The organism is Klebsiella sp. CSG-1, assembly GCF_056521145.1.
Genome location: NZ_JBWNLD010000002.1, coordinates 712,419 through 739,053, shown reverse-complemented (window position 1 = coordinate 739,053; position 26,635 = coordinate 712,419). Strand labels below are relative to the sequence as shown.

General features: G+C 54.1%; 29 protein-coding genes and 1 other annotated feature. Of the genes, 13 read left to right on the top strand and 16 right to left on the bottom strand.

The window, feature by feature from the left end; all coding sequences use genetic code 11:
- Positions 1-241 precede the first annotated feature (241 nt).
- From clpB to rluD, 3 genes are all read right to left on the bottom strand, one after another.
- Positions 242-2,815, bottom strand: coding sequence for an ATP-dependent chaperone ClpB (clpB, locus tag AC007G_RS08105; protein WP_032699009.1), 2,574 nt, complete (start codon positions 2,813-2,815; stop codon positions 242-244).
- Between the two features lie 128 nt (positions 2,816-2,943).
- Complete coding sequence (gene yfiH, locus AC007G_RS08100; RefSeq protein WP_032696869.1) at positions 2,944-3,675, bottom strand: purine nucleoside phosphorylase YfiH; 732 nt, start codon at positions 3,673-3,675, stop codon at positions 2,944-2,946.
- Positions 3,672-4,652, bottom strand: a complete 981-nt coding sequence (gene rluD / locus AC007G_RS08095) for a 23S rRNA pseudouridine(1911/1915/1917) synthase RluD (RefSeq protein WP_032686452.1) — start codon at positions 4,650-4,652, stop codon at positions 3,672-3,674. The genes yfiH and rluD overlap by 4 nt, the downstream gene beginning before the upstream one ends.
- A 131-nt stretch (positions 4,653-4,783) precedes the next feature.
- Here rluD and bamD point away from each other — a divergent pair, with 131 nt between their 5' ends.
- The 4 genes from bamD (at position 4,784) to pheA (ending at position 7,549) form a co-directional block, all read left to right on the top strand.
- Positions 4,784-5,521, top strand: coding sequence for an outer membrane protein assembly factor BamD (bamD, locus tag AC007G_RS08090; protein WP_004866513.1), 738 nt, complete (start codon positions 4,784-4,786; stop codon positions 5,519-5,521).
- A 269-nt stretch (positions 5,522-5,790) separates the two neighbouring features.
- Positions 5,791-6,126: a ribosome-associated translation inhibitor RaiA gene (gene raiA / locus AC007G_RS08085; protein WP_004866516.1), complete on the top strand. Its 336-nt coding sequence runs from the start codon at positions 5,791-5,793 to the stop codon at positions 6,124-6,126.
- A 106-nt stretch (positions 6,127-6,232) separates the two neighbouring features.
- Positions 6,233-6,357, top strand: a sequence feature (Phe leader region).
- The gene (gene pheL, locus AC007G_RS08080; protein ID WP_193312497.1) at positions 6,234-6,281 is read left to right on the top strand and encodes a pheA operon leader peptide PheL; all 48 of its coding nucleotides are present in this window, start codon (positions 6,234-6,236) and stop codon (positions 6,279-6,281) included. It overlaps the preceding feature by 48 nt.
- Positions 6,358-6,388: 31 nt before the next feature.
- Positions 6,389-7,549 carry a bifunctional chorismate mutase/prephenate dehydratase gene (gene pheA, locus AC007G_RS08075; RefSeq protein ID WP_004866518.1) on the top strand — a complete coding sequence of 387 codons (1,161 nt, stop codon included), beginning with the start codon at positions 6,389-6,391 and terminating at the stop codon, positions 7,547-7,549.
- Here the strand turns inward: pheA and AC007G_RS08070 are convergent.
- The 3 genes from AC007G_RS08070 to aroF form a co-directional block, all read right to left on the bottom strand.
- The gene (locus AC007G_RS08070) at positions 7,546-8,418 is read right to left on the bottom strand and encodes an SMP-30/gluconolactonase/LRE family protein (RefSeq protein ID WP_032696881.1); all 873 of its coding nucleotides are present in this window, start codon (positions 8,416-8,418) and stop codon (positions 7,546-7,548) included. The two genes, pheA and AC007G_RS08070, sit on opposite strands and share 4 nt — an antisense overlap.
- Positions 8,419-8,484: 66 nt before the next feature.
- Positions 8,485-9,606 (bottom strand): bifunctional chorismate mutase/prephenate dehydrogenase, encoded by a 1,122-nt coding sequence (tyrA, locus tag AC007G_RS08065; protein WP_032696867.1) that lies wholly within the window; start codon positions 9,604-9,606, stop codon positions 8,485-8,487.
- 9 nt (positions 9,607-9,615) lie between these two features.
- The gene (gene aroF / locus AC007G_RS08060; protein WP_004866527.1) at positions 9,616-10,686 is read right to left on the bottom strand and encodes a 3-deoxy-7-phosphoheptulonate synthase AroF; all 1,071 of its coding nucleotides are present in this window, start codon (positions 10,684-10,686) and stop codon (positions 9,616-9,618) included.
- Positions 10,687-11,034: 348 nt separating this feature from the next.
- On the opposite strand from aroF, the gene yfiR reads away from it, so the two are divergent.
- From yfiR to AC007G_RS08045, 3 genes are read left to right on the top strand one after another with little or no spacing between them, the layout of a single operon-like run.
- Complete coding sequence (gene yfiR / locus AC007G_RS08055) at positions 11,035-11,544, top strand: regulatory sequestration protein YfiR (protein WP_032686450.1); 510 nt, start codon at positions 11,035-11,037, stop codon at positions 11,542-11,544.
- Entirely contained in the window at positions 11,537-12,760 is a 1,224-nt protein-coding gene (dgcN, locus tag AC007G_RS08050; RefSeq protein ID WP_032686449.1) for a diguanylate cyclase DgcN/YfiN, read from the top strand. The genes yfiR and dgcN overlap by 8 nt, the downstream gene beginning before the upstream one ends.
- Positions 12,761-12,771: 11 nt before the next feature.
- Positions 12,772-13,254: an OmpA family protein gene (locus AC007G_RS08045; protein ID WP_032686448.1), complete on the top strand. Its 483-nt coding sequence runs from the start codon at positions 12,772-12,774 to the stop codon at positions 13,252-13,254.
- A gap of 4 nt (positions 13,255-13,258) precedes the next feature.
- Here AC007G_RS08045 and AC007G_RS08040 read toward each other — a convergent pair whose 3' ends face one another.
- The 7 genes from AC007G_RS08040 to ffh form a co-directional block, all read right to left on the bottom strand.
- Positions 13,259-14,623: a PepSY-associated TM helix domain-containing protein gene (locus AC007G_RS08040; protein ID WP_131063858.1), complete on the bottom strand. Its 1,365-nt coding sequence runs from the start codon at positions 14,621-14,623 to the stop codon at positions 13,259-13,261.
- 53 nt (positions 14,624-14,676) lie between these two features.
- On the bottom strand, positions 14,677-15,117 hold the full coding sequence (locus AC007G_RS08035) for a DUF2946 domain-containing protein (protein ID WP_032686446.1): 441 nt from the start codon (positions 15,115-15,117) through the stop codon (positions 14,677-14,679).
- A gap of 121 nt (positions 15,118-15,238) precedes the next feature.
- Complete coding sequence (gene rplS, locus AC007G_RS08030) at positions 15,239-15,586, bottom strand: 50S ribosomal protein L19 (protein WP_002914145.1); 348 nt, start codon at positions 15,584-15,586, stop codon at positions 15,239-15,241.
- Positions 15,587-15,625: 39 nt separating this feature from the next.
- Positions 15,626-16,393 carry a tRNA (guanosine(37)-N1)-methyltransferase TrmD gene (trmD, locus tag AC007G_RS08025; protein ID WP_004866546.1) on the bottom strand — a complete coding sequence of 256 codons (768 nt, stop codon included), beginning with the start codon at positions 16,391-16,393 and terminating at the stop codon, positions 15,626-15,628.
- Between the two features lie 31 nt (positions 16,394-16,424).
- Positions 16,425-16,973 (bottom strand): ribosome maturation factor RimM, encoded by a 549-nt coding sequence (gene rimM / locus AC007G_RS08020; protein WP_004866548.1) that lies wholly within the window; start codon positions 16,971-16,973, stop codon positions 16,425-16,427.
- 18 nt (positions 16,974-16,991) lie between these two features.
- The gene (gene rpsP / locus AC007G_RS08015) at positions 16,992-17,240 is read right to left on the bottom strand and encodes a 30S ribosomal protein S16 (RefSeq protein ID WP_004866550.1); all 249 of its coding nucleotides are present in this window, start codon (positions 17,238-17,240) and stop codon (positions 16,992-16,994) included.
- A 163-nt stretch (positions 17,241-17,403) separates the two neighbouring features.
- Entirely contained in the window at positions 17,404-18,771 is a 1,368-nt protein-coding gene (gene ffh, locus AC007G_RS08010) for a signal recognition particle protein (protein WP_032686445.1), read from the bottom strand.
- Positions 18,772-18,937: 166 nt separating this feature from the next.
- On the opposite strand from ffh, the gene AC007G_RS08005 reads away from it, so the two are divergent.
- A complete protein-coding gene (locus tag AC007G_RS08005) occupies positions 18,938-19,729 on the top strand; it encodes a cytochrome C assembly family protein (RefSeq protein WP_004866556.1) in 792 nt (263 codons plus the stop codon).
- A gap of 118 nt (positions 19,730-19,847) precedes the next feature.
- Positions 19,848-21,134 carry an HlyC/CorC family transporter gene (locus tag AC007G_RS08000; protein WP_032686444.1) on the top strand — a complete coding sequence of 429 codons (1,287 nt, stop codon included), beginning with the start codon at positions 19,848-19,850 and terminating at the stop codon, positions 21,132-21,134.
- A gap of 126 nt (positions 21,135-21,260) precedes the next feature.
- Here the strand turns inward: AC007G_RS08000 and grpE are convergent, their stop codons facing one another.
- On the bottom strand, positions 21,261-21,851 hold the full coding sequence (gene grpE / locus AC007G_RS07995; RefSeq protein ID WP_004866563.1) for a nucleotide exchange factor GrpE: 591 nt from the start codon (positions 21,849-21,851) through the stop codon (positions 21,261-21,263).
- Positions 21,852-21,975: 124 nt separating this feature from the next.
- Between grpE and nadK the strand changes: the two genes are divergently transcribed.
- From nadK to bamE, 3 genes are all read left to right on the top strand, one after another.
- Positions 21,976-22,854: an NAD(+) kinase gene (nadK, locus tag AC007G_RS07990; RefSeq protein WP_004866566.1), complete on the top strand. Its 879-nt coding sequence runs from the start codon at positions 21,976-21,978 to the stop codon at positions 22,852-22,854.
- An 86-nt stretch (positions 22,855-22,940) separates the two neighbouring features.
- On the top strand, positions 22,941-24,602 hold the full coding sequence (recN, locus tag AC007G_RS07985) for a DNA repair protein RecN (protein ID WP_142631011.1): 1,662 nt from the start codon (positions 22,941-22,943) through the stop codon (positions 24,600-24,602).
- Positions 24,603-24,749: 147 nt separating this feature from the next.
- The gene (gene bamE / locus AC007G_RS07980; RefSeq protein WP_004866572.1) at positions 24,750-25,091 is read left to right on the top strand and encodes an outer membrane protein assembly factor BamE; all 342 of its coding nucleotides are present in this window, start codon (positions 24,750-24,752) and stop codon (positions 25,089-25,091) included.
- A gap of 68 nt (positions 25,092-25,159) precedes the next feature.
- Here the strand turns inward: bamE and AC007G_RS07975 are convergent, their stop codons facing one another.
- Both AC007G_RS07975 and AC007G_RS07970 read right to left on the bottom strand, forming a co-directional pair.
- Complete coding sequence (locus AC007G_RS07975; RefSeq protein ID WP_032686440.1) at positions 25,160-25,450, bottom strand: RnfH family protein; 291 nt, start codon at positions 25,448-25,450, stop codon at positions 25,160-25,162.
- The gene (locus AC007G_RS07970; protein WP_004866577.1) at positions 25,440-25,877 is read right to left on the bottom strand and encodes a type II toxin-antitoxin system RatA family toxin; all 438 of its coding nucleotides are present in this window, start codon (positions 25,875-25,877) and stop codon (positions 25,440-25,442) included. The genes AC007G_RS07975 and AC007G_RS07970 overlap by 11 nt, the downstream gene beginning before the upstream one ends.
- Before the next feature lie 152 nt (positions 25,878-26,029).
- On the opposite strand from AC007G_RS07970, the gene smpB reads away from it, so the two are divergent.
- Entirely contained in the window at positions 26,030-26,512 is a 483-nt protein-coding gene (smpB, locus tag AC007G_RS07965) for an SsrA-binding protein SmpB (RefSeq protein ID WP_004866580.1), read from the top strand.
- Positions 26,513-26,635 lie beyond the last annotated feature (123 nt).

Sequence of the window (26,635 nt, the reverse complement as noted above, 5' to 3'; positions counted from 1 at the left end):
CTTTATTTTCGCTTTTCTCCGTTGGCGTTCATCTCTGAACCCCGCTGACCCGGCGGCTTGCATGCCGTTGTTCCGTGTCAGTGGAGGCGCATTATAGGGGGTAATTCTGATGTGGCAAGTTTAAATTCAAATAAATGATTCGTTCGCTCACTTATTAAACAACCCTGCATCCAGACTTTAATTCTTGCCTGGTTTTTAAACAAAAACGAGCCCAGAGGGCCCGTTTTTGTCGTTTTGTGATTTACTGCACTGCCACTATATGGTCGTCTTTCACCACCAGCTGAACTTCTTTACCGGGGATCAGCTCGCCGGAAAGAATTTGCTGCGCCAGCGGGTTTTCGATCTGCTGCTGGATAGCGCGTTTTAACGGACGAGCGCCATACACCGGATCATAACCATTCGCACTCAGCAACTTCAGCGCTTCATCGGACATGTGGACTTCGTAGCCACGTTCTTCCAGACGTTTGTACAGACGCTGCAGCTGAATCTGAGCAATCGAAGCAATGTGTTTTTCACCCAGCGGGTGGAAGACCACGACTTCATCGATACGGTTGATGAATTCCGGGCGGAAGTTCTGACTGACCACACCCAGAATCAGATCTTTCATGTGACTGTAATCCAGTTCGCCGAAACGTTCCTGAATCAGATCCGAACCAAGGTTAGAGGTCATAATCACAACCGTATTACGGAAATCGACCGTTCTCCCCTGTCCATCGGTCAGACGACCGTCGTCCAGCACCTGCAACAGGATGTTAAACACATCCGGATGAGCCTTTTCTACTTCATCCAGCAGGATGACAGAGTAAGGACGACGACGTACCGCTTCCGTCAGATACCCGCCCTCTTCATAGCCGACATATCCCGGAGGCGCACCGACCAGACGCGATACGGAGTGTTTCTCCATAAACTCAGACATATCGATACGTACCATGGCATCATCGCTATCAAACATAAAGTTCGCCAGCGTTTTGCACAGCTCCGTTTTACCGACACCGGTTGGACCAAGGAACAGGAACGACCCGATTGGACGGTTAGGATCGGACAGCCCGGCCCGGCTACGGCGAATCGCGTTGGATACTGCTTCAACCGCTTCGTTCTGACCAATCACCCGACTGTGCAACTCCTGCTCCATACGCAGCAGTTTTTCACGCTCGCCTTCCATCATTCGCGCTACCGGAATACCGGTCCAGCGTGCCAGCACTTCGGCAATTTCCGCATCCGTCACTTTATTACGCAACAGACGCATCGTTTTACCTTCAGACTGTGTAGCCGCTGCCAGCTGTTTTTCCAGCTCCGGGATTTTGCCGTACTGCAGTTCAGACATCCTGGCCAGGTCGCCAACGCGTCGCGCCTGCTCGATGGCGATTTTTGCCTGTTCCAGCTCAGCTTTAATCGTCTGGGTTCCGGAGAGCGACGCTTTTTCCGCCTTCCACTCTTCTTCTAATACGGAATACTGACGTTCTTTATCCGCCAGCTCTTCATTCAGCATATCCAGACGTTTCAGACTGGCTTCATCGGCTTCTTTCTTCAGCGCCTGCTGTTCCAGCTTGAGCTGAATAATACGTCTGTCGAGTCGGTCGAGCTCCTCCGGCTTCGAGTCAATCTGCATACGGATGCTGGATGCCGCTTCATCGATCAGGTCGATAGCTTTATCCGGCAGCTGACGGTCAGCAATATAACGATGCGACAAGGTTGCCGCTGCGACGATCGCCGGGTCAGTGATCTGTACATGGTGGTGCAGCTCATAGCGCTCTTTCAGACCACGCAGGATCGCAATGGTATCTTCAACGCTTGGCTCAGCAACAAACACTTTCTGGAAACGACGCTCCAGCGCAGCATCTTTTTCAATATACTGACGATACTCATCGAGCGTGGTTGCGCCGACGCAGTGCAGCTCACCGCGCGCCAAAGCAGGTTTCAGCATGTTGCCGGCATCCATTGCGCCGTCCGCTTTCCCCGCCCCGACCATAGTGTGCAGTTCATCAATAAACAGAATGACGTTGCCTTCCTGTTTTGCCAGATCGTTCAGCACCCCTTTCAGGCGCTCTTCGAACTCACCGCGATACTTGGCCCCGGCCACCAGCGCCCCCATATCCAGCGCCAGAACCCGACGACCCTTCAGCCCTTCCGGTACTTCACCGTTGACAATACGCTGTGCCAGTCCTTCAACGATGGCGGTTTTACCAACGCCGGGCTCACCAATTAAAACCGGGTTATTTTTAGTTCGGCGCTGCAGAACCTGGATAGTACGGCGAATCTCTTCGTCACGGCCAATGACCGGATCCAGTTTGCCCTGTTCAGCACGTTCGGTCAGATCGACCGTAAATTTTTTCAATGCCTGACGTTGGTCTTCGGCACCCTGATCGTTCACGCTTTCACCTCCGCGCATTTGTTCAATCGCCTGAGTCACATTGGCGGTTGTTGCTCCGGCGGATTTTAAAAGGTCGGTCAGCGTACCGCGTGATTCAAGCGCCGCCAGAACGAACAGTTCTGACGAAATAAAATTGTCCTTCCTCTTTTGCGCCAGCTTGTCGCAAAGGTTCAGAATACGCACTAAATCCTGAGACGGCTGTACGTCACCGCCGGTGCCTTCCACCTGCGGTAAACGGCTCAGCGCCTGAGTGATATTGGTGCTTAACTCTCCGGCGTTAATGCCCGCAGAGGTTAATAAAGGACGTACCGATCCCCCTTCCTGATTCAGCAAGGCGCTCATTAAATGAAGAGGTTCGATGAATTGGTTGTCGTGCCCGAGTGCAAGCGACTGGGCATCGGCAAGAGCAAGCTGGAATTTATTGGTAAGACGATCCAGACGCATAACTCCTCCCATAACAGGTCAAATTTGCTACTGGAGATTAAATGAGGTCATCCCTCAATTATTCAAGGTTAAAGACCTGAACTATGCGAAAAATAAATTTGCCTTCTGGACCGTCTTGATTCGCCAGGTTATCTCAACCAGATAAAACTCGCCATACGGCCCGTAGTCTTATCGCGACGATAAGAGAAAAAATCATCCTTTTCGCTTAGCGTACAGCGATCGCCGCCGAAGATCTGCGTGACGCCAACATTGGCTAAACGCTGACGAGCCAGCCGATAGATATCAGCAAAATATTTCTCGCCGACGGGGCGGAAAGCCTCTTCCGCTTTCCCGTCCTTGACTATAAACGCATCCCGCACTTCCGGACCGACTTCAAAAGCCTCGGGACCGATCGCCGGGCCAAGCCAGGCCAGAATGTTTTCCGGCTTATCGGCGAAACATGCGACCGTCGCTTCCAGCACACCGTCGCATAATCCGCGCCAGCCGGCATGAGCAGCGGCAACTTCCGTCCCTGCGCGATTACAAAAAAGAACCGGCAGGCAGTCCGCCGTCATTACCGCGCACACCGTACCCGGTGTATTACAGTATGACGCATCCGCCCGTTTTGACTCATATGGCCCGCCGTCCAGGGTGAGCACCGCGGTGCCATGAACCTGCTCCAGCCATACCGGATATGACGGCAGCCCGCCAGCGGCAAACATGCGCCGACGGTTTTCTTCCACGTGCTGCAGATTGTCTCCGCAATGGGCGCCCAGATTGAGCGAATCGTACGGAGGCAGACTGACGCCGCCAATACGCGTGGAGCTACAGGCAGCCACGCCTTCCGGCACGGCCCATTGCGGTACAATCAGTTTAGTCATAGCCAGTCAATATCGTCCTTGTGATCTTCATAATCTGCACGCATTGCCTCAATCAGATCAACCATATCCTGAGGAATTGGCGCATGCCATTCCATCTCGATACCGCTGATCGGGTGGTACAAGCGTAACATCGTCGCGTGCAGTGCCTGACGGTCAAACTTGCGCAGGGCGGTGATAAACGCTTCCGATGCACCTTTCGGCGGACGCGGGCGGCCGCCATAGACCTGATCGCCCACCAGCGGATGGGTGATGTGAGCCATATGCACACGAATCTGGTGAGTACGGCCGGTTTCCAGGCGCAGGCGCAGGCGCGTGTGAATACGGAAGTGCTCCATAATACGGTAATGCGTTACCGCCGGTTTCCCCATCGGGTGCACCGCCATATGCGTACGTTTCGTCGGGTGACGGCTGATAGGTTCTTCTACCGTACCACCCGATGTCATGTGACCAATTGCTACCGCTTCATACTCACGGGTGATTTCACGCAGCTGCAGCGACTCCACCAGACGAGTTTGTGCCGGGATGGTTTTCGCTACGACCATCAGACCGGTCGTATCTTTATCCAGACGGTGAACAATACCCGCGCGCGGTACGTCGGCAATCGGCGGATAATAGTGCAGCAGCGCATTCAGCACAGTACCGTCGGGGTTGCCCGCGCCTGGGTGAACAACCAGATCGCGCGGTTTATTGATCACGAGGATGTCATCATCTTCGTAGACGATATTGAGCGGAATATCCTGCGGTTCGAAGCGCACGTCTTCTTCGATTTCAACATCGATGGAGACGCTCTCTCCCCCTAAAACTTTTTCTTTCGGCTTGTCGCTGACAGCGCCGTTTACCAGCACTCGCTGGTCGAGGATCCATTCTTTTATGCGCGAACGCGAATAATCCGGGAACATTTCGGCCAAAGCCTGATCTAAGCGTTGACCGAGTTGATTTTCGGACACCGTTGCGGTGAGTTGTACTCGTTGTGCCATATACAGCTTCTTCGTTTAACGTTGGGTTTTACGGCTTTGCCGTTTAATATAGTGTGCTATTGTAGCTGGTCTTAATCGGGAGCAGGAACAGAGATTCTCCCGCATAAACATTTTGAGGAAGTCAAAACGTCATGACGCGCATGAAATACCTGGTGGCAGCGGCCACACTGAGCCTGGCTTTGGTGGGTTGCTCCGGCTCAAAGGAAGAGGTGCCTGATAATCCGCCGAATGAAATCTACGCGACCGCCCAGCAAAAGCTGCAGGACGGTAACTGGAAACAGGCAATAACGCAACTGGAAGCGTTGGATAACCGCTACCCGTTCGGTCCTTATTCCCAACAGGTACAGCTTGACCTGATTTATGCGTATTACAAAAATGCCGATCTGCCGCTGGCTCAGGCAGCCATCGACCGCTTCGTTCGTCTGAACCCTACGCATCCTAACATTGATTACGTCATTTATATGCGTGGTCTGACAAATATGGCGTTGGATGACAGTGCGCTGCAAGGATTCTTCGGGGTCGATCGCTCCGATCGCGACCCGCAGCACGCTCGCGATGCCTTCAACGACTTCTCCAAACTGGTACGCGGTTACCCGAACAGCCAGTATGCGACCGACGCCTACAAACGTATGGTGTTCCTGAAGGATCGCCTGGCGAAGTACGAGCTGTCAGTGGTTGATTACTACACCGACCGCGGCGCATGGGTTGCCGTCGTGAACCGTGTCGATGGTATGCTGCGCAGCTACCCGGATACTCAGGCGACTCGCGATGCGCTACCGAAAATGGAAAACGCCTACCGCCAGATGCAAATGAACGCTCAGGCAGACAAGGTGGCGAAAATTATCGCCGCTAACGGTAAAAATACCTGATCGTTTTTCAGATAAGCAAAACGGCAGCCTGAGCTGCCGTTTTTTATTGTTCAGGCGCCTGAGCTGAAGCGTTTTAGCGCCGAGTCATCCTATCAAATATGACTCCCTTTCCCCTTTCCGACAAGTAAAATCTCACCTGTTCCTGCCCTGCCTCACAAAATGAATTCGTTGACAAAAAGTGACATTAAAATGTGATATAGATCACACATCTTGACATTGGGAGAGGTATGCTGAGTTCACCAAGACGGGAAAGACAAGAGGTAAAATTTATGACAATGAACATTACCAGTAAACAAATGGAAATTACTCCGGCAATTCGCCAGCATGTCGCAGACCGTCTCGCCAAATTGGATAAATGGCAAACCCACTTAATCAACCCGCACATCATTCTCTCTAAGGAGCCGCAGGGTTTTGTCGCTGATGCAACCATCAATACGCCAAACGGGCATCTGGTCGCCAGCGGAAGAAGCGAAGATATGTACGTCGCAATCAACGAATTGATCAACAAGCTGGAACGGCAGCTGAATAAAGTGCAACACAAAGGGGAAGCCCGCCGCGCCGCAACATCGGTGAAAGAGGCAGGCTTTGTGGAAGAAGAAGAGTAATCCTTAACTTAATATTGTGTAACGCCACGCGCCTTCGGGCGCGTTTTTTATTGACAGGATGAAAACAGTACGGGTACTGTAATCTCAACTCAGCAAAGGAATTCATCGTGAAACGACTAGCGTTCTTCTTCGCATTCTTTTTTACCTTCCCCTGAACGGGAGGCGATTCGTCGTGTGATAAAGAATGCGAAGACGAACAACAAGGCCTCCCAAACGGGAGGCCTTTTTTATTGATAAATCAATAACAAGAAAGGCAACACATATGACCGAGGAAAACCCGTTACTGGCTCTGCGCGATAAGATCAGCGCACTGGATGAAAAACTGCTCGCGCTGCTGGCAGAACGCCGCGGACTGGCTGTAGAGGTCGGTAAAGCAAAGCTGGCATCGCACCGTCCGGTTCGTGATATCGACCGCGAGCGCGACCTGCTGGAGCGTCTGATAACGCTGGGGAAAAGCCACCATCTGGATGCCCACTACATCACCCGCCTGTTTCAGCTGATCATCGAGGATTCCGTTCTCACCCAGCAAACCCTGCTGCAACAGCATCTGAATAAAATCAATCCGCATTCAGCGCGCGTGGCTTTCCTGGGACCAAAAGGGTCATATTCACATCTGGCCGCCCGCCAGTACGCGGCGCGCCATTTCGAACAGTTCATTGAGAGCGGTTGCGCGAAATTTGCCGATATTTTTAACCAGGTGGAAACCGGCCAGGCCGACTACGCGGTCGTTCCTATCGAAAATACCAGCTCCGGTGGCATCAATGATGTCTACGATCTGCTGCAGCATACCAGCCTGTCGATCGTCGGTGAGCTCACGATCCCAATCGATCACTGCGTTCTGGTCTCAGCTTCAACCGATCCGCAACACATTCAGACCGTATATAGCCACCCGCAGCCGTTCCAGCAGTGCAGCCAGTATCTGAGCCGTTACCCACACTGGAAAATTGAATACACCGAAAGCACCTCTGCGGCGATGGAAAAAGTGGCTCAGGCGAACTCACCGGGCGTAGCCGCGCTGGGTAGCGAAGCCGGTGGCGCACTGTACGGCCTGCAGGTTCTTGAACATTGCCAGGCAAATCAGACACAAAACATCACCCGTTTCCTGGTGTTGGCACGTAAAGCGGTGAATGTTTCCGAACAGGTACCGGCAAAGACCACGCTGCTCATGGCAACCGGCCAGCAGGCCGGTGCGCTGGTTGAAGCGCTGCTGGTGTTGCGCAATCACAACCTGATCATGACCAAGCTGGAATCTCGTCCGATTCACGGTAATCCGTGGGAAGAGATGTTTTATCTGGATATCCAGGCCAACCTGGAATCAATGCCGATGCGTAAGGCACTAAAAGAGCTGGCCGAGATTACTCGTTCCATGAAAGTTCTGGGTTGCTACCCAGGCGAAAACGTCGTGCCGGTCGATCCTATCTAACGCTCTGCAAATACGGGTTTCTTCATCCCTGCCACCGTCACCGGCAGGGTGAAGATAGCGCCGGAGAGCGGATATTTCTGGACTTCGTCGGCAGACATATTTTCGCGCGTGGTCGTAATGTACAACGTGCGCATATCCGCGCCGCCAAAACAGACCATCGTCGGGCAGCGCACCGGTAATCGATGTTCTTCCAGCTGTTCACCGGTCGGTGAAAAACGGGCGACACGCCAGCCATCGAACATTGCGCTCCAGTAGCAACCCTCTTCATCCACGGCCGCCCCGTCCGGGATACCTTCTCCCGGCTGAAAACGACGAAAGACTTCGCGTTTGCCGGGCTCGCCCTGCTCATCCAGCGGAGTGCGGTAGATAACGGCGTTTGGCGTATCCGAGGTGTACATCCAACGCTTGTCCGCGCTAAAGGCCAGACCGTTGGCGCCATGGATATCGCACTGAATCACCCGAGGAGTGAGATCGTGGTTGATGCGCATCAGCAGCGCGCCGTTATAATCTCCCGGCCCCCAGAATGTACCGGCATAAAAGCGCCCGTCGCGATCGGTGCCGCCATCGTTAAAGCGTGCCAGCTGCGGGTTGCTCGGATTATCACAAACTTTGCGCCGCAACAGGCCATGGGCATCGGTAAGCCAGATAGCGCTGCGTAGCGCCACAATGAAGCCCCCTTTCTCGCGCAGGGCAAAGCAGCCCACTTCTTCGGGAAACTGCAGAACCTGATGTTCGCCGCTGCGGATGTCGTAACGGTGAATTTCGCACTGCAGAATATCGGCCCAGTAGAGCGCCTGCTCGGCTTCACTCCAGGTCGGACATTCCGGCAGATGTCCTGTGTAATCAAACAGCGGTTGTGGTTCAGCCATCGTTTTCATCCCTATAAAAAAAGCCAGCGGGTTTCCCCTCTGGCTTTGATTATATACGGTTTTCCGTTACTGCCGGTTATCATTCGCCTGACGCAGCAGCGTCCGACTTTCGCTCTGGAAGCGCTGGGCATAATCGCCAAACCAGTGCTCTACTTTGCGGAAGCTGTCGATAAACGCCTGTTTATCCCCCTGCTCCAGCAGGCCAATCGCTTCACCAAAGCGCTGGTAGTAGCGTTTAATCAGCGCCAGATTGTTTTCCGACGACATAATAATGTCGGCATACAGCTGCGGATCCTGCGCAAACAGGCGGCCAACCATCGCCAGCTCAAGGCGGTAGATCGGCGATGACAACGCCAGTAGCTGTTCCAGGCGAACGTTTTCTTCCGCCAGATGCAGGCCATAGGCAAAGGTAGCAAAGTGACGTAGCGCCTGAATAAAAGCCATATTCTGGTCGTGTTCAACGGCGCTGATACGGTGCAGACGGGCGCCCCAGACCTGAATTTGCTCGAGGAACCACTGATAGGCTTCCGGCTGACGACCATCGCAGTAAACCACCACCTGCTTCGCCAGGCTGCCGCTGTCCGGCCCGAACATCGGGTGCAGACCCAGTACCGGACCACGGTGCGCGGCCAGCATCGCCTGTAAAGGTTCCGCTTTCACCGACGCCAGGTCGACCAGGATACAGTCCGCCGGTAACGGCGGCAGCTGACCAATCGTATCGACCGTGGCATGGATAGGCACGCTGACGATGACCATTCCGGCATCAGCAACAATGTCCGCTGCCCGCGCCCAGTCGTCTTTCTCCAGGATGCGTACCTGGTAGCCTGAAAGCGTCAGCATTTTCTCAAACAGGCGCCCCATCTGCCCACCACCGCCGACAATCACGACCGGGCGCAGATTCGGACACAGCGTTTTGAAGCCTTTATCATTCTCGCTGGAATATGACTCGCGCATGACGCGACGCAGCACGTCCTCGATAAGATCGGGTGGAACGCCCAGCGCCGACGCCTCTTCCCGTCGGGAAGCCAGCATCGCAGCTTCTCGTTCCGGGACGTAAATCGGCAGCCCATACTGGCTTTTGACCTCTCCGACTTCCGCTACCAGCTCCAGGCGCTTAGCCAGTAGCCCCAGCAGCGCCTTATCGACTTCATCAATTTGATCGCGTAACGCGGTCAGTTCAGCAACCATACAATCCTCTTACCCCAGACGAGCCGCCAGATGACCGCGCAGATCTTGATCCAGTTCGCGGAGCAGTGCATCAGTCGTTTCCCAGCTGATGCAGGCATCGGTGACGGATACGCCGTATTTCATATCACAACGCGGCTGCTCAGAAGACTGATTACCTTCGTGGATATTACTTTCGATCATCAGGCCAATGATGGAACGATTACCATCTTTAATCTGTGCGACGACGGATTCCGCAACCGCAGGCTGGCGGCGGTAGTCTTTATTAGAATTCCCATGGCTGCAATCTACCATCAGTGACGGTTTCAGTCCCGCCTGAGCCATCTCTTTTTCGCACTTCTCGACATCTTCCGGGCCGTAGTTTGGGGCTTTACCGCCGCGCAGAATAACGTGGCCGTTCGGATTGCCCTGGGTTTGCAGCAGACAAACCTGGCCGGCCTGGTTAATCCCGACGAAACGGTGCGGCATCGCTGCGGCACGCATCGCGTTAATTGCCGTCGACAGGCTACCGTCGGTACCGTTTTTAAAGCCAACCGGCATTGACAGACCTGACGCCATTTCACGGTGAGTCTGGGATTCGGTCGTACGTGCGCCGATAGCGGACCAGCTAAACAGATCGCCGAGGTACTGCGGACTGTTTGGATCCAGCGCTTCCGTTGCCAGCGGTAACCCCATATTCACCAGCTCTACCAGCAAGCGACGCGCAATCTTCAGACCGCCTTCAACATCAAATGAGCCATCCATATGCGGATCGTTAATCAACCCTTTCCAGCCCACGGTAGTACGAGGTTTTTCAAAATAGACGCGCATGACCAGGTAGAGGCTATCGCTGACCTCTTCGGCAAGTGCTTTAAAACGATGAGCGTATTCAATTGCCGCCTCTGGATCGTGGATCGAGCAAGGTCCACACACCACCAGCAAACGCGGATCGCGGCCGGCAATAATGTCAGATATCGTCTGACGGGACTGCGCAATTTGCGCTTCTTGTTCGAGGCTCAGCGGGAATTCAGCTTTCAGCTGATCCGGCGTGATCAGAACCTGTTCGTCGGTAATATGTACGTTATTCAGCGCGTCTTTTTGCATGATTGCGATCCTGTGTAGCTCGTTTGCGATAGTGGGTTCCTCGGTGAGGAGTGACGTAACGATACCACACAAAGTAAAGATTTCAATCCATAATCCGTAAATTTTACTTTACACAGGCAAATTAAATGGCTCTTTATTCCGCCATATGTGTAAAGTTATTGGTACAATATGATATTTCACCCTGCCGACGCTCACCTTTCCCCCACCTTCGTTTACGAAAAATCCTGGGCAGAATTATCTCAAAGGAAAGGGGGCGGTTAATGACGCTCCCCACCAACAATGGTATCCTGCGCCCGGGCATCAGCGATCTGCAATTCATGCACCCCGACGAACCTGACGGATCCGTTAATGAAAGAGTCTCACCGTCTTTTTTTTATTTTTTTGTTATTTATCGTGGGCCATCCCGCTTTTGCCGCTGACGCGCCTAAAAATGTTCGGGCTATTGTTTCGGGTATTGTCACCTATACCCGCTGGCCAGCATTATCTGGCCCGCCCAGGTTGTGTATCTTTTCTACCTCGCGTTATACCTACAGCCTGGCTCAGGAACAACCTGAGGCTTTACCGTACAAACCGGTCATTGTGCGTAATACCGAAGAAGCGTTGAATACGGTCTGTGATGGATTTTATTTTGGCAGCGAATCGCCCTCTCAACAGGCGAAGCTCACCGCAGAATACCCATCACGTCCCCTGTTACTCATTGCGGAACAAAATAGCGAGTGTGCAATTGGCAGTGCTTTTTGCCTGATCATAAATGACAAAAGGGTCAGATTCTCCGTGAATCTGGATGTCCTGACACACAGCGGTGTGCGGGTTAATCCAGACGTACTGATGCTTGCCCGGAACAATGCACATGAATAAGGATTTCTCTCAGGCTCCGCGCCCCACCTTTAAACGAGCACTACGCCGTATCAGCGTGATAAGCGTGGTGATCTCTATGACCCTGGTCTGGCTATTGCTGAGTACCGCATCAGTCTTTACGTTAAAACAGTATGCGCAGAAGAATCTGGCGCTGACGGCCGCCACAATGAGCCGTAGTCTTGAAGCCGCGCTGGTTTTCGATGACAGCGCTGCGGCAGAAGAGACGCTGGCCACGCTCGGCAGGCAGGGGCAGTTTTCAGAAGCGCTGGTGCTGGATAACCAGCAAAATCACTTCGCCGTCTGGCGTAATACGGACCTGGTTCGGCAGGAGAAATTCAGCGGGATCATCAGCAAATGGCTGTTTCCTGAACCAACAACCCAGCCAATCTGGCATCTGGGGAAGGTCGTCGGCGAACTTCGGCTGACGGCGCTGGACAGCCTGATAAGCCACTTCCTCGGCATATCTATCATCGTTTTGACTGGCAGTATTCTGCTGGCCTCATTTATCGCCTTATTGCTGACGCATTCTCTGCACCACGGTATCGTCACCGCCTTACAAAGCATTACCGAAGTGGTCCATGACATCCGGGAAAACCGCCACTTCTCCCGCCGGGTCCCTGAAGAGCGCATCGAGGAGTTCCATCTGTTTGCCCAGGACTTTAATAGCCTGTTAGGTGAAATGGAGGACTGGCAGCAGCAGCTGCAGGCTAAAAATGCCCAGCTGTTACGCACGTCGTTACATGATCCCCTCACCGGGCTGGCCAATCGCGCGGCGTTTCGCAACGTCATCAGTACATTAATGAAAGATGAGGCTGCCCGACGCAGTTCGGCATTACTCTTTCTTGATGGCGATAATTTTAAGCTGATTAATGATAACTGGGGTCATGCAACGGGAGACAAGGTCCTCATCGAAGTCGCCAGCCGGCTGATGAATTTTGTCAGCAAGCACCATCAGGCCTGGCGTTTAGGCGGGGATGAATTCGCGATCTTGTTGCGTGACGTTCACTCAGAGGCGGAAGTAAAGACGCTCTGCGCATCGTTATCCAGCCAGTTTCTTGAGCCGTTTAATCTGCATAACGGCCATACTGCGACCCTGTCGCTCAGCATCGGCTATGCGCTGGCCTGGGAACACGCGTCAGCGGAGAACCTGCAGGAGTTCGCCGATCAAAATATGTATCGGATGAAACACCGGCGTATTCCGCAAGTACAAAAATAAAAGGAACCACAATGCTCAGGAAATATTTTGCTCCCGCGCTGATGGCCGCGGTTTTACTCACCGGCTGTCAGGCCCCGCAAGGGAAATTCTCTCAGGAACAGGTTGCCGCCATGAAGTCTTACGGCTTTACGGAAAGTGATGGCGACTGGTCGCTGGGTTTGTCCGACAGCATCCTGTTTGATAAAAACGACTACCATCTGCGCAGCGACAGCCAGGCGCAAATCCAGAAAATGGCCTCTCGTCTGGCTGCTACCGGGATTACGCACGCTCGGTTAGACGGACACACCGATAACTACGGTGAAGACAGCTATAACGAAATGCTGTCGCTTAAACGCGCCGATATCGTCGCGGATGACTGGGCGAAGGGAGCCAATATCCCGCGCAGCAATTTAACGACCCGTGGATTAGGTAAAAAATATCCGATCGCCAGCAACGATACGGCGAAAGGACGTGCTGAAAACCGCCGCGTTACGGTGGTCATCAGCACGCCGTAGGCACTTAGTCGACCGACTTCGCGAGCAAGACGGCCGTTGCCGCCCGCCAGCGTAGATAGTCAATGACCAGTCCTGCCGCGAGGCTGGCGCCCATTAACGGTAGCGCCAGCCCCAACATCACTGCAATCGCCAGCGTGAGCGCGCGGGCGGGCCATCCCAGGTTGAACCACGCCTGAATCAGGGTATTCGCCGGGTTAAACGCCGCATGAGCCGGCCGCCGGATCCACCACAGACGATATCCCACCACAATCATCACGCACAGCGCGATCCCAAACGCGATCAGCAGCAGCTGATTGGCAAGACCAAACAGAATCCCCATATGGAAATCCACGCCCCAGCGGGTCAGCTTCGCCATTAACGGGAAATCGGCAAAGCGGGTGCGATCAACAACCTGCATACTCTCCCCGTCAACTGCCACCGCGTCCACCTGCGTTGGCCAGCTTCGGTCAATTTCATTGACCGTCCACGCACGCCCCGCCGCTGCCGGAGGTCGGATTTCCAGCTTGCTGGCATTGAGACCCGCCGCACGCGCGATTGTCAGCACCCGATCAAACTGTTCGCCTTTCGCCGCCGGCGCCGCATCGGCCATATGCCCCATATGATGTTCGGCATGCGGATCATGCGGCATCGGCATTGCGCTATGCAGCTGCGTATTCACCTGCGGGGTCAGCCAGCCGAATGCCGCGCGCATTTTATCCACATTGCCACCGGCCCACTGCGACCAGGTCAGCCCGGTGGCGGAGAAGAGCAGCATACCTGCCAGTAGCCCCCAGCCGAGAGAAACATGCAGACGACGGCTATTCTGCATACGATTATTGATCCGCTTGCGGGGACGAGTCATCGCCCAGAGGACAATGCCACCGAGTGCCGCAACCCACATCCATGATGCAGCCAGCTCGCTATAAAGCCGGCCGCTATCCCCGAGCAGCAATGATTTATGGGCGTAATCGATCCACTGGCGCAACGGTAAAATTCCGCTGGTGCCATAGACCGTCATATCGCCCTTCACTTTCAGCGTTACCGGGTCGATAAAGATCGCCCGGGACTCAGACTCTCCCAACTGCGGATCGGCAAACATCACCCGCGTGGTCTCCCCGGCCTTAATAGCCGGGCGCACCGCCTGTAAACGAAGATTCCCCTGAGTCGTCTCTTCCGCGACCGTCAGCTGGGCGCTAAGCGGCTGACGATCGCCGTTCAGCGAACCATGAAGGGCATCCTGATAGAGCCAGTTCTCCAGCTGTGGAGTGGCCACGTACAGCGTCCCGGTAAGGGCCGCCACGAAGATAAACGGCCCGATAAACAGACCAATATAAAAATGGAGACGTCGCAGCAGGTTCAGCCATGCCGCGCGTGAGGTGCAGGTAGTCATACTTTTCCTTTCTGAAAGCAAAAAGAGAACGTAGCGCTGTGCGCATTGTTATTTTAGAAAGCAGAAAAAGCAGACCGACGCGGCGGCGCGCGGGTTTCGGGGTACAGCCAGGGGAAGAAATGCCGGCGCTTGAGCACCAGACAGGGGAAAAGCACGCGCACGCGGCGCAGGATAACGGAGATAAGCAGCGCCAGCGCAAAGAGCAGCCCCGGTACGTGAGCCAGCAGCACGCAGTAGCCACAGGCCTCCGCATGGTCGAGCGGCATCGTGTGCGTCGACTGGGGCGCAGGAGAGACCGCCGGGTGGGACATCGCCTGCTCATGCGGCATATCCGCCATCATCATCGCATGATGCATGCCGGGCATAGCGCTCATCGGATCTTTTTGCAGTGACACCGAGATCAGCGGCGCAACCACAATCAGCAGGATCGAAAACAGCGCCAGCCATGCGGCTCGCCGTATAAACGCTGATTGTAGAGAAAGTTTGCTGACCACCGCCCCTCCGAAATGAGAGCGATATTGTAAATGATTTACATCAGAATGGTTAAATTGAAGATAAAAAAAGGGCCGGCCCAACGGGCCAGCCCTTTTCATCAGGATGTCGCGAAAGCGAATCTTAGTTAAGACGCTCTTTGATACGAGCAGACTTACCGGTACGCTCACGCAGGTAGTACAGTTTAGCTTTACGTACAGCACCACGACGTTTAACAGCAATGCTGTCAACTACCGGAGAGTGAGTCTGGAAGACACGCTCAACGCCTTCGCCGTTGGAAATTTTACGAACAGTGAATGCAGAGTGCAGACCGCGGTTACGAATAGCGATAACCACGCCCTCGAATGCCTGCAGACGTTTTTTGGAACCTTCAACAACCCATACTTTCACTTCCACGGTATCACCCGGACGGAAGGAAGGTACGTCCTGCTTCATCTGTTCTTGTTCAAGTTGCTTAATAATGTTGCTCATAATTTAATCTCTTATCCTGGGTAAACTGATATTGGGGGCTTACGCCATCCCATCATGTTTATGCTGCTGTTTTGCGTGTTCAGTTTTGAACTCCGCCAGCAACTTTGCTTGCTCTTCAGTCAGAGCCAGGTTTTCCAAAAGTTCAGGTCTTCTAAGCCAGGTACGGCCCAGCGACTGTTTCAAACGCCAGCGACGAATCTCAGCATGGTTTCCCGACAGCAAAACTGGCGGTACTTCCATCTCTTCTAACACTTCAGGACGGGTATAGTGTGGACAGTCCAGCAATCCATCGGCAAAGGAATCTTCCGTTGCCGATGCCTCATGACCCAGAACCCCCGGAATAAACCGGGAAACGGAGTCAATCAGCGTCATGGCTGGTAACTCACCACCGCTGAGGACGTAATCACCGATTGACCATTCTTCGTCAATTTCGGTCTGGATTACGCGCTCATCTATGCCTTCATAGCGACCGCACACCAGAATCAGTTTCTGATTCGTTGCCAGTTCGCTGACGCCCGCTTGATCAAGCTTGCGTCCCTGAGGTGACAGATAAATCACCTTTGCGCCTTCACCTGCCGCGGCTTTTGCTGTGTGAATGGCATCCCGTAAGGGTTGCACCATCATTAGCATCCCCGGTCCGCCGCCGTAAGGACGATCGTCCACGGTACGGTGCCGGTCATGAGCAAAGTCACGAGGACTCCAGCTCTGGATGCTCAGCAGGCCATTTTTTACTGCCCGGCCAGTTACCCCGTAATCGGTAATTGCGCGGAACATTTCAGGAAACAGGCTAATTATGCCAATCCACATAGCGCCGTCTTTTACCGTTTATCCGGAGAATTTAAAAACCAGGATCCCAGTCTACTTCGATGGTACGAGTAGCGAGATCGACTTTCTTGATAACCTGCCCATCGAGGAACGGAACCAGCCGCTCCTTGATACCAAATGCATCTTTCAGGTTTGCCTTAATGACGAGAACGTCATTTGACCCGGTTTCCATCATGTCGATGACTTTACCAAGGCCATAGCCTTCTGTGGTTACTACCTGGCAGCCCATCAGGTCTTTCCAGTAATAGTCACCCTCTTCGAGCTTCGGCAGCTGCGAGGAATCCACGACAATTTCGCAATTAGTCAGCAGATTCGCAGCATCACGATCGTCAATGCCTTTCAGCTTAATAACGATGTCCTGATTATGGTGGCGCCAGCTTTCCAGCTCAACGACCTGCCACTGACCCGCCTTCTGGATTAACCAGGGCTGATAGTCAAAAATGCTTTCGGCGTCTTCGGTGGAGGAAAACACTCTGAGCCAACCACGGATACCGTAGGAAGAACCCATCTTGCCCAATACGATCGGATCAACAGGTGCTTGTGCGGTGTGTTGCTTGCTCATCATGACCACCGTGACAGATTAAGCTGCTTTGTTTGCTGCTTTGATCAGCGCTGCAACGCGATCGGAAACGGTAGCGCCCTGGCCAACCCAGTGAGCGATACGATCCAGATCCAGACGCGTTTCTTCTTCGTTCGCAGAAGCGATCGGGTTGAAGAAACCAACGCGCTCGATGAAGCGACCGTTGCGTGCATTACGGCTGTCGGTGACAACAACCTGGTAGAACGGACGCTTTTTAGCGCCGTGACGAGCTAAACGAATAGTTACCATAACATCCTCTTGTGTGAATAGAACACCCGGGCCCCATCGAGGAACGGAGCCCGGGTGTCATATTAAAAGCCCGAAAATTTTACTGATTTCTGGGGAAATTGCAATCAGCATATGCTGCGTATAGGCTAAATAGGGCAAATAGGGCAAATAAGCTCGCCAGATATCATCGACCGCCCGGGAACCCTGGCGGCATCATCCCTTTCATCCCACGCATCATCTTCATCATGCCGCCTTTCGACTTCATCTTCTTCATCATGCGCTGCATATCGTCAAACTGCTTGAGCAGACGGTTCACGTCCTGCACCTGCATCCCGCAGCCGGCGGCGATACGACGCTTACGTGAACCTTTAATGATTTCCGGCTTAGCGCGCTCTTTCAGGGTCATCGAGTTGATGATCGCTTCCATCCGCACCAGCACTTTGTCGTCCATCTGCGATTTAACGTTATCCGGGATCTGCCCCATACCCGGCAGTTTGCCCATCAGGCTGGCCATGCCGCCCATGTTCTTCATCTGCCGCAGCTGCTCGAGGAAGTCGGTCAGGTCAAAGCCATCGCCCTTCTTCAGCTTGGAGGCCAGTTTCTCAGCCTGCGCGCGGTCAACCTTGCTCTCGATATCTTCGATCAGCGACAGCACGTCGCCCATGCCGAGAATACGGGAAGCGATACGATCCGGGTGGAATGGCTCCAGCGCTTCGGTCTTTTCGCCGACGCCGAGGAACTTAATCGGCTTACCGGTGATGTGACGAATCGACAGCGCGGCACCGCCGCGGGCGTCGCCGTCCACTTTGGTCAACACCACGCCGGTCAGCGGCAGCGCTTCGTTAAACGCCTTGGCGGTATTTGCGGCATCCTGACCGGTCATCGCATCAACGACGAACAGCGTTTCTACCGGATTAAGAGAAGCGTGGACCTGTTTGATTTCGTCCATCATCGCTTCATCAACGTGCAGACGACCGGCGGTATCCACCAGCAGCACGTCGTAGAACTTCAGCTTCGCTTCTTTCAGCGCGGCGTTAACGATATCGATCGGCTTCTGGCCCACATCGGACGGGAAGAAATCAACGTTAACCTGCTCAGCCAGCGTTTCCAGCTGTTTAATCGCCGCCGGGCGATAAACGTCCGCGGAGACCACCAGCACTTTCTTCTTGTGCTTCTCACGCAGGAATTTACCCAGCTTGGCGACGCTGGTAGTTTTACCCGCCCCCTGCAGACCCGCCATCAGCACGACGGCCGGCGGCTGAGCGGCTAAATCCAGCGCCTGGTTCTCTTCGCCCATCGCCGCAACCAGCTCGTTACGTACGATTTTGACAAACTCCTGACCCGGGGTCAGGCTTTTGTTCACTTCATGACCCACCGCGCTCTCTTTGACGCGGCTGATGAAGTCACGAACGACCGGCAGCGCGACGTCCGCCTCCAGCAGCGCCATGCGGACTTCACGCAGGGTGTCTTTAATATTGTCTTCGGTAAGGCGTCCGCGGCCGCTAATGTTGCGCAGCGAACGCGACAAACGATCGGTTAAATTATCAAACATTGTCTCTCGCCTGAGGTGGAAACTGTCGGTCGCAGCAGCGACACGAAAACACGGATTTGGCGCAGTATAACACGACATGAAGCGCGATGTGATGCAACGGTTGGAGCAGACGTCGCGTGACGCTATACTGCTTCTCTTTCTTATTTAGTCAACAGTCGACACCCATATGCCTGTTTTTGCTCTGCTCGCGCTTGTCGCCTATTCCATCAGCCTTGCGCTGATCATCCCTGGCCTGTTGCAAAAAAACAGCAGCTGGCGGCGGATGGCGATTCTTTCCGCAACTATTGCGTTGATTTGTCATGCTTTTGCGCTGGAGTCACGTATTTTCCCCGGCGGCGAGAGCGGACAGAATCTCAGTTTATTAAACGTCGGTTCGCTGGTCAGTCTGATGATCTGTACCGTGATGACTATCGTCGCGTCGCGTAACCGCGGCTGGCTGCTGCTGCCTATCGTCTACGCATTTGCGTTGATAAACCTGGCTTTCGCCACTTTCGTGCCGAACGAATACATCACCCACCTGGAAACCACCCCGGGAATGCTGGTGCACATCGGCCTGTCGCTCTTCTCTTACGCAACGCTGATTATTGCCGCGCTGTATGCGCTCCAGCTGGCATGGATCGATTATCAGCTGAAGAACAAAAAGCTGGCCTTCAGCCATGAAATGCCGCCGCTGATGAGTATCGAGCGTAAAATGTTTCATATTACGCAGGTCGGCGTGGTCCTGCTGACGCTGACGCTGTGCACCGGTTTGTTTTATATGCATAACCTGTTTAGCACGGAAAATATCGATAAGGCCGTGCTGTCGATCGTTGCGTGGTTCGTCTATATCGTTCTGTTATGGGGCCACTATCATGAAGGATGGCGCGGTCGTCGGGTCGTCTGGTTTAACGTCACCGGCGCCGGCCTGCTGACGCTGGCTTACTTTGGCAGCCGCGTGCTTCAACAGTTTATTAGTTAACCCCGAACACCCGCCTGTCCCGGTAGGTGCCATCATTGCAGAAAGCCTGAAGACTGGCGCGATCAGCGCCAGCAGGCTCATAAAATAGCCTACCGGGCCAGGCGTTAAGGAGTCCCCCCTGGAACACATATCTACCACCACGCTGATCGTGACGCTGATTATCATGGTGATTATCTCTGCCTATTTCTCCGGTTCTGAAACCGGGATGATGACCCTGAACCGCTATCGACTGCGGCATATGGCGAAACAAGGCAACCGCCAGGCAAAGCGCGTAGAGAAGCTGCTGCGCAAACCCGACCGCTTAATCAGCCTGGTGCTGATTGGCAATAACCTCGTCAACATTCTCGCCTCCGCGCTGGGGACGATTGTCGGTATGCGTCTGTATGGCGATGCCGGGGTGGCCATTGCCACCGGCGTGCTGACCTTCGTGGTCCTGGTTTTTGCCGAGGTCCTGCCTAAAACCATCGCGGCGCTGTATCCGGAAAAGGTCGCCTACCCAAGCAGCTTCTTACTGGCGCCACTGCAGGTGCTGATGATGCCGCTGGTCTGGCTGCTGAACACCATCACCCGCCTCCTGATGCGCATGATGGGCATCAAAACCGATATCATCGTCAGCGGCGCGCTGAGCAAAGATGAGCTGCGCACCATCGTGAACGAGTCACGCACCCAAATCTCCCGCCGTAACCAGGACATGCTGCTGTCGGTGTTGGATCTCGAAAAGGTCAGCGTCGATGACATCATGGTCCCGCGCAATGAAATTATCGGTATTGATATTAACGACGACTGGAAATCGATCGTTCGCCAGCTGACCCACTCTCCTCACGGACGCATCGTGCTGTATCGCGGCTCGCTGGACGACGCCATCAGCATGCTGCGCGTACGTGAAGCCTATCGCCTGATGACCGAGAAAAAAGAGTTCACTAAAGAGGTGATGCTGCGCGCCGCCGACGAAATTTACTTCGTGCCGGAAGGAACGCCGCTCAGCACGCAGCTGGTGAAGTTCCAGCGCAATAAGAAGAAAGTAGGCCTGGTGGTCGATGAGTACGGTGATATCCAGGGGCTGGTGACGGTAGAAGATATTCTCGAAGAGATTGTCGGTGACTTCACCACCTCAATGTCGCCGACGCTGGCTGAAGAGGTCACGCCGTTAACTGACGGAACCGTCATCATCGATGGCAGCGCCAACGTGCGTGAAATCAATAAAGCGTTTAACTGGCATCTGCCGGAAGATGAGGCCCGAACGGTTAACGGGATTATTCTGGAGGCACTGGAAGAGATCCCGGTTCCCGGCACGCGCGTGCGCATCGAGCAATATGATATCGATATTCTCGACGTCCAGGACAACATGATTAAGCAGGTGAAGGTCAAGCCGGTGAAGCCCCTTCGTGAAAGCGCCGCCGAGTAATCGGCAGGCCTGAGGCAGAGACGGTGGACCCTGGGTTCGCCGTTTTTTTTTGCCCACCACTCTCCAGGCAACAAAACCGCGGGGCGATAAAAAAACGGCCGCCCTCAGGCGGCCGTTGGAGGCGAATTATTTCGCTTTCGCCACGGTGACCATCGCTGCGCGAATGGTACGACCGTTCAGGGTATAACCCTTTTGCATCACGCCCAGCACGTTGCCAGCCGCCACATCGTCAGACTCAACCATGGCGATGGCCTGGTGCACGTTAGGATCCAGCGGCACATTGGTATCGGCAATCACTTCCACACCGAATTTGCGTACGACATCCAGCATCGACTTCAGCGTCAGCTCGATACCTTCAACCATGGAAGCCATGTCCGGATTGGCTTTATCGGCCACTTCCAGCGCGCGGTCCAGGCTGTCGATTACCGGCAGCAGTTCGTTAACGAACTTCTCCAGAGCAAATTTGTGCGCTTTTTCCACGTCCAGCTCGGTACGACGACGCAGGTTTTCCATTTCCGCTTTTATGCGCAGGACACCATCGCGTTCACGAGTCTGAGCTTCAGCCAGCTGCGCTTCCAGATTCGCAATTTTTTCATCGCGCGGATCCACCTGCTCAGCAGAAACTTCAGGCTCAACCGCCTCAACGTTCTCGTGCTGTTCCGTGATAATTTCTTCCGGGGCTTGCCCGTCAGGCGTTTTCTGTTCTTTACTACTCATGAATTTCTCCGCGTTTTTTTTCGCATTCATCTCGCTAACTTCGCTTATTATGGGGATCCGTTTCCGGGTTTCAAGGGAAGCTGTCAGATTGTCATCATTCATTTAACGCAAGGACATCCAGAACATGAAGAACCATTTCAAGTGTATAGGCATTGTGGGACACCCTCGTCACCCAACCGCGCTGACCACACATGAAATGCTCTGGCGCTGGCTCTCCGGCAAAGGCTACGAGGTTCTGGTCGAACAACAGATTGCCCATGAGCTCCAGCTTAGCAACGTCAAAACGGGCACACTGGCGGAAATTGGTCAGCAGGCGGATCTGGCGGTAGTGGTGGGCGGCGACGGCAACATGCTCGGCGCAGCGCGAACGCTGGCACGTTACGATATCAACGTTATCGGCATTAACCGCGGCAACCTCGGTTTTCTGACCGATCTTGACCCGGATAACGCCCTACAGCAGCTCGCCGACGTACTGGAAGGCCACTACATTTCGGAAAAACGTTTTTTGCTGGAAGCCCAGGTCTGCCAGCAAGATTGCCAAAAGCGCATCAGTACCGCGATTAATGAAGTGGTCCTGCATCCGGGCAAAGTTGCGCATATGATTGAGTTCGAAGTGTATATCGATGAGGTATTTGCCTTCTCCCAGCGTTCTGACGGCCTGATTATCTCCACGCCGACGGGTTCCACCGCCTATTCATTATCCGCCGGCGGCCCCATCCTGACCCCCTCCCTGGATGCCATTACCCTGGTTCCTATGTTCCCGCATACCCTCTCGGCGCGTCCGCTGGTGATTAACGGTGACAGCACCATTCGCCTGCGTTTTTCCCAGCGCTGCAGCGATCTGGAGATCAGCTGCGATAGCCAGATAGCGCTGCCGATTCAGGATGGCGAGGATGTCCTTATCCACCGCTGCGATTATCATCTGAACCTCATTCATCCAAAAGATTACAGCTATTTCAATACATTGAGCACCAAACTCGGCTGGTCGAAAAAATTGTTCTGATTTTAGCAGCTGCCTCTTTACTGGATAAAAAACCAGTCTATACTGTACGAAAACACAGTAATGGTTTTTCATACAGGAAGGCAGCTATGCTGGCGCAACTCACCATCAGTAACTTTGCTATCGTTCGTGAACTGGAAATCGATTTTCACAGCGGAATGACCGCGATCACCGGGGAAACCGGTGCAGGGAAATCTATTGCCATTGATGCGCTAGGGCTGTGCCTTGGCGGAAGAGCCGAAGCAGACATGGTGCGAAGAGGCGCCAGCCGCGCAGACCTGTGCGCCCGCTTCGCCTTAAAAGATACCCCGGCGGCGCAGCGCTGGCTGGAGGAGAACCAGCTGGAAAGCGGACGTGAGTGTTTACTTCGCCGCGTCATCAGTACCGACGGGCGCTCCCGCGGTTTTATTAACGGTACCGCCGTCCCGCTTTCTCAGCTTCGTGAGCTCGGCCAGCTGCTTATCCAGATTCACGGCCAGCATGCGCACCAGCTGCTGACCCGGCCTGAACATCAAAAAACCCTGCTCGATGGCTACACCGGTGAGTATGCGCTTACTCAGCGTATGGCTGAACACTATCGTCAGTGGCATCAAAGCTGCCGCGAGCTGGCTCAGCATCAGCAGCAGAGCCAGGAACGCGCTGCCCGCGCCGATCTGCTGCAATATCAGCTGAAAGAATTAAATGAGTTCAATCCACAGCCGGGCGAGTTCGAACAAATCGATGAAGAGTACAAACGCCTGGCCAACAGCGGCCAGCTGCTGACCACCTGTCAGCACGCGCTGACGGTGCTCGCAGACGGCGAAGAAGCCAACCTGCAAAGCCAGCTCTACACCGCCAGGCAACTGGTGACTGAGCTCGTCGGGATGGACAGCAAACTCTCGGGGGTGCTGGATATGCTTGAAGAGGCGGCGATTCAGCTCAGCGAAGCCAGCGACGAACTGCGTCACTATAGCGACCGTCTGGATCTCGACCCGAATCGTCTGTTCGAGCTGGAGCAGCGCATCTCTCGTCAGATAGCCCTGGCGCGTAAGCATCAGATCACCCCGGAAGAGCTCCCCGCATTTTATCAGTGCCTGCTGGAAGAGCAGCGGCTGCTCGACGACAGCGCGGGCTCGCTGGAATCCCTTAGCCAGACCGTGGTAGAACACCATCAGCTGGCGCTAGAGACTGCTCAGCAGCTGCACGCTCTGCGGCAAAGCAGCGCGGCAGAGCTGGCGCAGTTAATCACCGAGAGTATGCGCTCACTTTCCATGCCTCACGGGGTATTTGCCATCGAGGTTGCCTTTGATGAGCGTCATCTCACCGCCGAAGGGGCCGACCGTATCGAGTTTCGCGTCACGACCAACCCGGGGCAGCCGCTTCAGCCCATTGCTAAAGTCGCCTCCGGTGGCGAACTGTCGCGTATTGCGTTGGCCATTCAGGTCATTACTGCGCGGAAGATGGAAACGCCGGCCCTGATTTTCGATGAGGTAGATGTCGGTATCAGCGGCCCGACGGCGGCAGTCGTAGGCAAACTGCTGCGTCAGCTGGGCGAATCTACTCAGGTCATGTGCGTCACTCACCTGCCGCAGGTTGCCGGCTGTGGCCATCATCATTTCTTCGTCTGCAAAGAGACCGACGGCGAGATGACGGAAACCCATATGCACCCGCTCGACAAACGGGCGCGACTGCAGGAACTGGCCCGTCTGCTGGGCGGTAGCGAAGTCACCCGTAACACGCTGGCAAACGCGAAAGAGTTGCTCGCGGCGTAAACTTTTTGATTTTCGCAGAGTCATAGTGAACAGCAAATTGCCGTAAGACCTGCAGTCGAAGGTTTCCAACTGGGCAAAGGTCTATTATTATCGGCATATTACAGATGAGCCACGTACTGCTCGGGCCCGAAAAGGAATAAAATCACTATGCGCTGTAAAACGCTGACTGCTGCCGCAGCGGTTCTTCTCATGTTGACCGCAGGCTGTTCCACTCTGGAACGAGTGGTTTACCGTCCTGATATCAACCAGGGTAACTATCTGGCACCCAACGATGTAGCAAAAATTCGTGTCGGCATGACGCAACAGCAGGTTGCTTATGCGCTGGGTACCCCAATGATGTCGGATCCGTTTGGTACCAACACCTGGTTCTATGTTTTCCGTCAGCAGCCTGGGCATGAAAAAATCACCCAGCAGACGCTAACGCTGACCTTCAACAGTAGCGGCGTGTTAACCAACATTGATAACAAACCGGCTCTGACCAACGAGTAATGCGGTAAGCACCTTGCTGCAAAAAGACAAAAAGCGCTCACTGAGCGCTTTTTTTATCCCGTTCGCCGCTATTTCCCGGCGTTTTTCTCCGCGCGCTGACGACGCAGCTCTTTCGGATCGGCAATCAGCGGACGGTAGATTTCCACCCGATCGCCATCATGCACCACATCATGCAGCTTAACCGGGCGACTGTATATTCCGACCTTGTTCTTCGCCAGATCGATATCGCCGCGCAGCGCCAGCAGGCCACTGGCAATAATCGCCTGTTCGACCGTGGCGCCCTCTTCAAGCTTTACGCTTTGCAGGTATTGCTTCTCCGGCAGAGCATAGGCAACTTCCACCACGATGTTAGCCGACACGATAAACCTCTTTGGCCCTGGCCGTGAAAGCCTGCACCATATTTAACGCCAGCTCTTTGAAGATGCGACCAAACGCCATCTCAATCAGCATGTTGGTGAATTCAAAATCAAGATGAAACTCAATTTTGCAGGCATCCGAGCTCAGCGGGATAAACTTCCAGCCGCCAATCAGCTTTTTAAACGGGCCATCGACCAGACTCATTAAAATGCTCTGGTTACTGGTAAGGGTATTGCGTGTCGTAAAGGTCTTACTGATGCCTGCTTTGGACACATCAACCGCCGCCATCATCTGCGTCGGCCCAGACTCCAGCACACGGCTCCCGGTGCAGCCAGGCAAAAAATCAGGATAGGACTTCACGTCATTTACGAGTTGATACATCTGTTCCACACTGAAGGGCACCAGCGCAGTACGGCTAATCTGAGGCATAGCAAGTTCCACATTTATACACGTCGCAAATAATATCATTTATCTGCCGCTAAAAAAAACGCTGTGCCGCAACTCGTGCTAAGATAGCGCATTACACCTCGCAGGATGGATTGAGGTACTGTGTTCCCGTTTAGCAATGACTTCAGGACATTATGACCAAGAAAAAAGCCCACAAACCTGGATCAGCCACCATTGCGCTGAATAAACGCGCCCGCCATGAATACTTTATCGAAGATGAATACGAGGCTGGTCTTGCCCTGCAAGGGTGGGAAGTCAAATCTCTGCGCGCCGGCAAAGCCAACATCAGCGACAGCTATGTCATCCTGAAGGATGGCGAAGCCTATCTCTTCGGTGCCAACTTTACGCCGATGGCCGTGGCATCGACCCACTACGTCTGCGACCCGACTCGTACCCGTAAGCTGCTGCTTAATCAGCGCGAGCTGGATGCCCTGTACGGCCGCATCAACCGTGAAGGTTACACCGTCGTCGCCCTGTCGCTGTACTGGAAGAACGCCTGGTGCAAAGTGAAAATCGGCGTCGCCAAAGGTAAGAAGCAGCATGACAAGCGTACCGATCTCAAAGATCGCGAGTGGGCGCTGGATAAAGCCCGCATTATGAAACACGCTGGCCGCTAATACTCTCTTTTTAAGGGCCGGCTCAGCTGGCCCTTATGCGCTATATCGTTGTTGATGCTGATTTTTCACCCACCCCGCCCCCATAAACGTGCGAACGAGTGCTGGTAACTCCATTCACAAATC

Excerpts from the sequence above, each read along its gene's own strand:
- AC007G_RS08005 (WP_004866556.1), top strand. The coding sequence starts at position 18,938 with ATGCCTGTTTTTGCTCTGCTCGCGCTTGTCGCCTATTCCATCAGCCTT.
- aroF (WP_004866527.1), bottom strand. The coding sequence starts at position 10,686 with ATGCAAAAAGACGCGCTGAATAACGTACATATTACCGACGAACAGGTT.
- AC007G_RS08040 (WP_131063858.1), bottom strand. The coding sequence starts at position 14,623 with ATGACTACCTGCACCTCACGCGCGGCATGGCTGAACCTGCTGCGACGT.
- smpB (WP_004866580.1), top strand. The coding sequence starts at position 26,030 with ATGACCAAGAAAAAAGCCCACAAACCTGGATCAGCCACCATTGCGCTG.
- bamE (WP_004866572.1), top strand. The coding sequence starts at position 24,750 with ATGCGCTGTAAAACGCTGACTGCTGCCGCAGCGGTTCTTCTCATGTTG.
- rplS (WP_002914145.1), bottom strand. The coding sequence starts at position 15,586 with ATGAGCAACATTATTAAGCAACTTGAACAAGAACAGATGAAGCAGGAC.
- tyrA (WP_032696867.1), bottom strand. The coding sequence starts at position 9,606 with ATGGTTGCTGAACTGACCGCGTTACGCGATCAAATTGATGAAGTCGAT.
- grpE (WP_004866563.1), bottom strand. The coding sequence starts at position 21,851 with ATGAGTAGTAAAGAACAGAAAACGCCTGACGGGCAAGCCCCGGAAGAA.
- rpsP (WP_004866550.1), bottom strand. The coding sequence starts at position 17,240 with ATGGTAACTATTCGTTTAGCTCGTCACGGCGCTAAAAAGCGTCCGTTC.
- trmD (WP_004866546.1), bottom strand. The coding sequence starts at position 16,393 with ATGTGGATTGGCATAATTAGCCTGTTTCCTGAAATGTTCCGCGCAATT.
- yfiH (WP_032696869.1), bottom strand. The coding sequence starts at position 3,675 with ATGACTAAACTGATTGTACCGCAATGGGCCGTGCCGGAAGGCGTGGCT.
- recN (WP_142631011.1), top strand. The coding sequence starts at position 22,941 with ATGCTGGCGCAACTCACCATCAGTAACTTTGCTATCGTTCGTGAACTG.
- ffh (WP_032686445.1), bottom strand. The coding sequence starts at position 18,771 with ATGTTTGATAATTTAACCGATCGTTTGTCGCGTTCGCTGCGCAACATT.
- rluD (WP_032686452.1), bottom strand. The coding sequence starts at position 4,652 with ATGGCACAACGAGTACAACTCACCGCAACGGTGTCCGAAAATCAACTC.
- AC007G_RS08045 (WP_032686448.1), top strand. The coding sequence starts at position 12,772 with ATGCTCAGGAAATATTTTGCTCCCGCGCTGATGGCCGCGGTTTTACTC.
- pheA (WP_004866518.1), top strand. The coding sequence starts at position 6,389 with ATGACCGAGGAAAACCCGTTACTGGCTCTGCGCGATAAGATCAGCGCA.
- bamD (WP_004866513.1), top strand. The coding sequence starts at position 4,784 with ATGACGCGCATGAAATACCTGGTGGCAGCGGCCACACTGAGCCTGGCT.
- AC007G_RS08070 (WP_032696881.1), bottom strand. The coding sequence starts at position 8,418 with ATGGCTGAACCACAACCGCTGTTTGATTACACAGGACATCTGCCGGAA.
- clpB (WP_032699009.1), bottom strand. The coding sequence starts at position 2,815 with ATGCGTCTGGATCGTCTTACCAATAAATTCCAGCTTGCTCTTGCCGAT.
- rimM (WP_004866548.1), bottom strand. The coding sequence starts at position 16,973 with ATGAGCAAGCAACACACCGCACAAGCACCTGTTGATCCGATCGTATTG.
- dgcN (WP_032686449.1), top strand. The coding sequence starts at position 11,537 with ATGAATAAGGATTTCTCTCAGGCTCCGCGCCCCACCTTTAAACGAGCA.
- yfiR (WP_032686450.1), top strand. The coding sequence starts at position 11,035 with ATGAAAGAGTCTCACCGTCTTTTTTTTATTTTTTTGTTATTTATCGTG.
- raiA (WP_004866516.1), top strand. The coding sequence starts at position 5,791 with ATGACAATGAACATTACCAGTAAACAAATGGAAATTACTCCGGCAATT.
- AC007G_RS07970 (WP_004866577.1), bottom strand. The coding sequence starts at position 25,877 with ATGCCTCAGATTAGCCGTACTGCGCTGGTGCCCTTCAGTGTGGAACAG.
- nadK (WP_004866566.1), top strand. The coding sequence starts at position 21,976 with ATGAAGAACCATTTCAAGTGTATAGGCATTGTGGGACACCCTCGTCAC.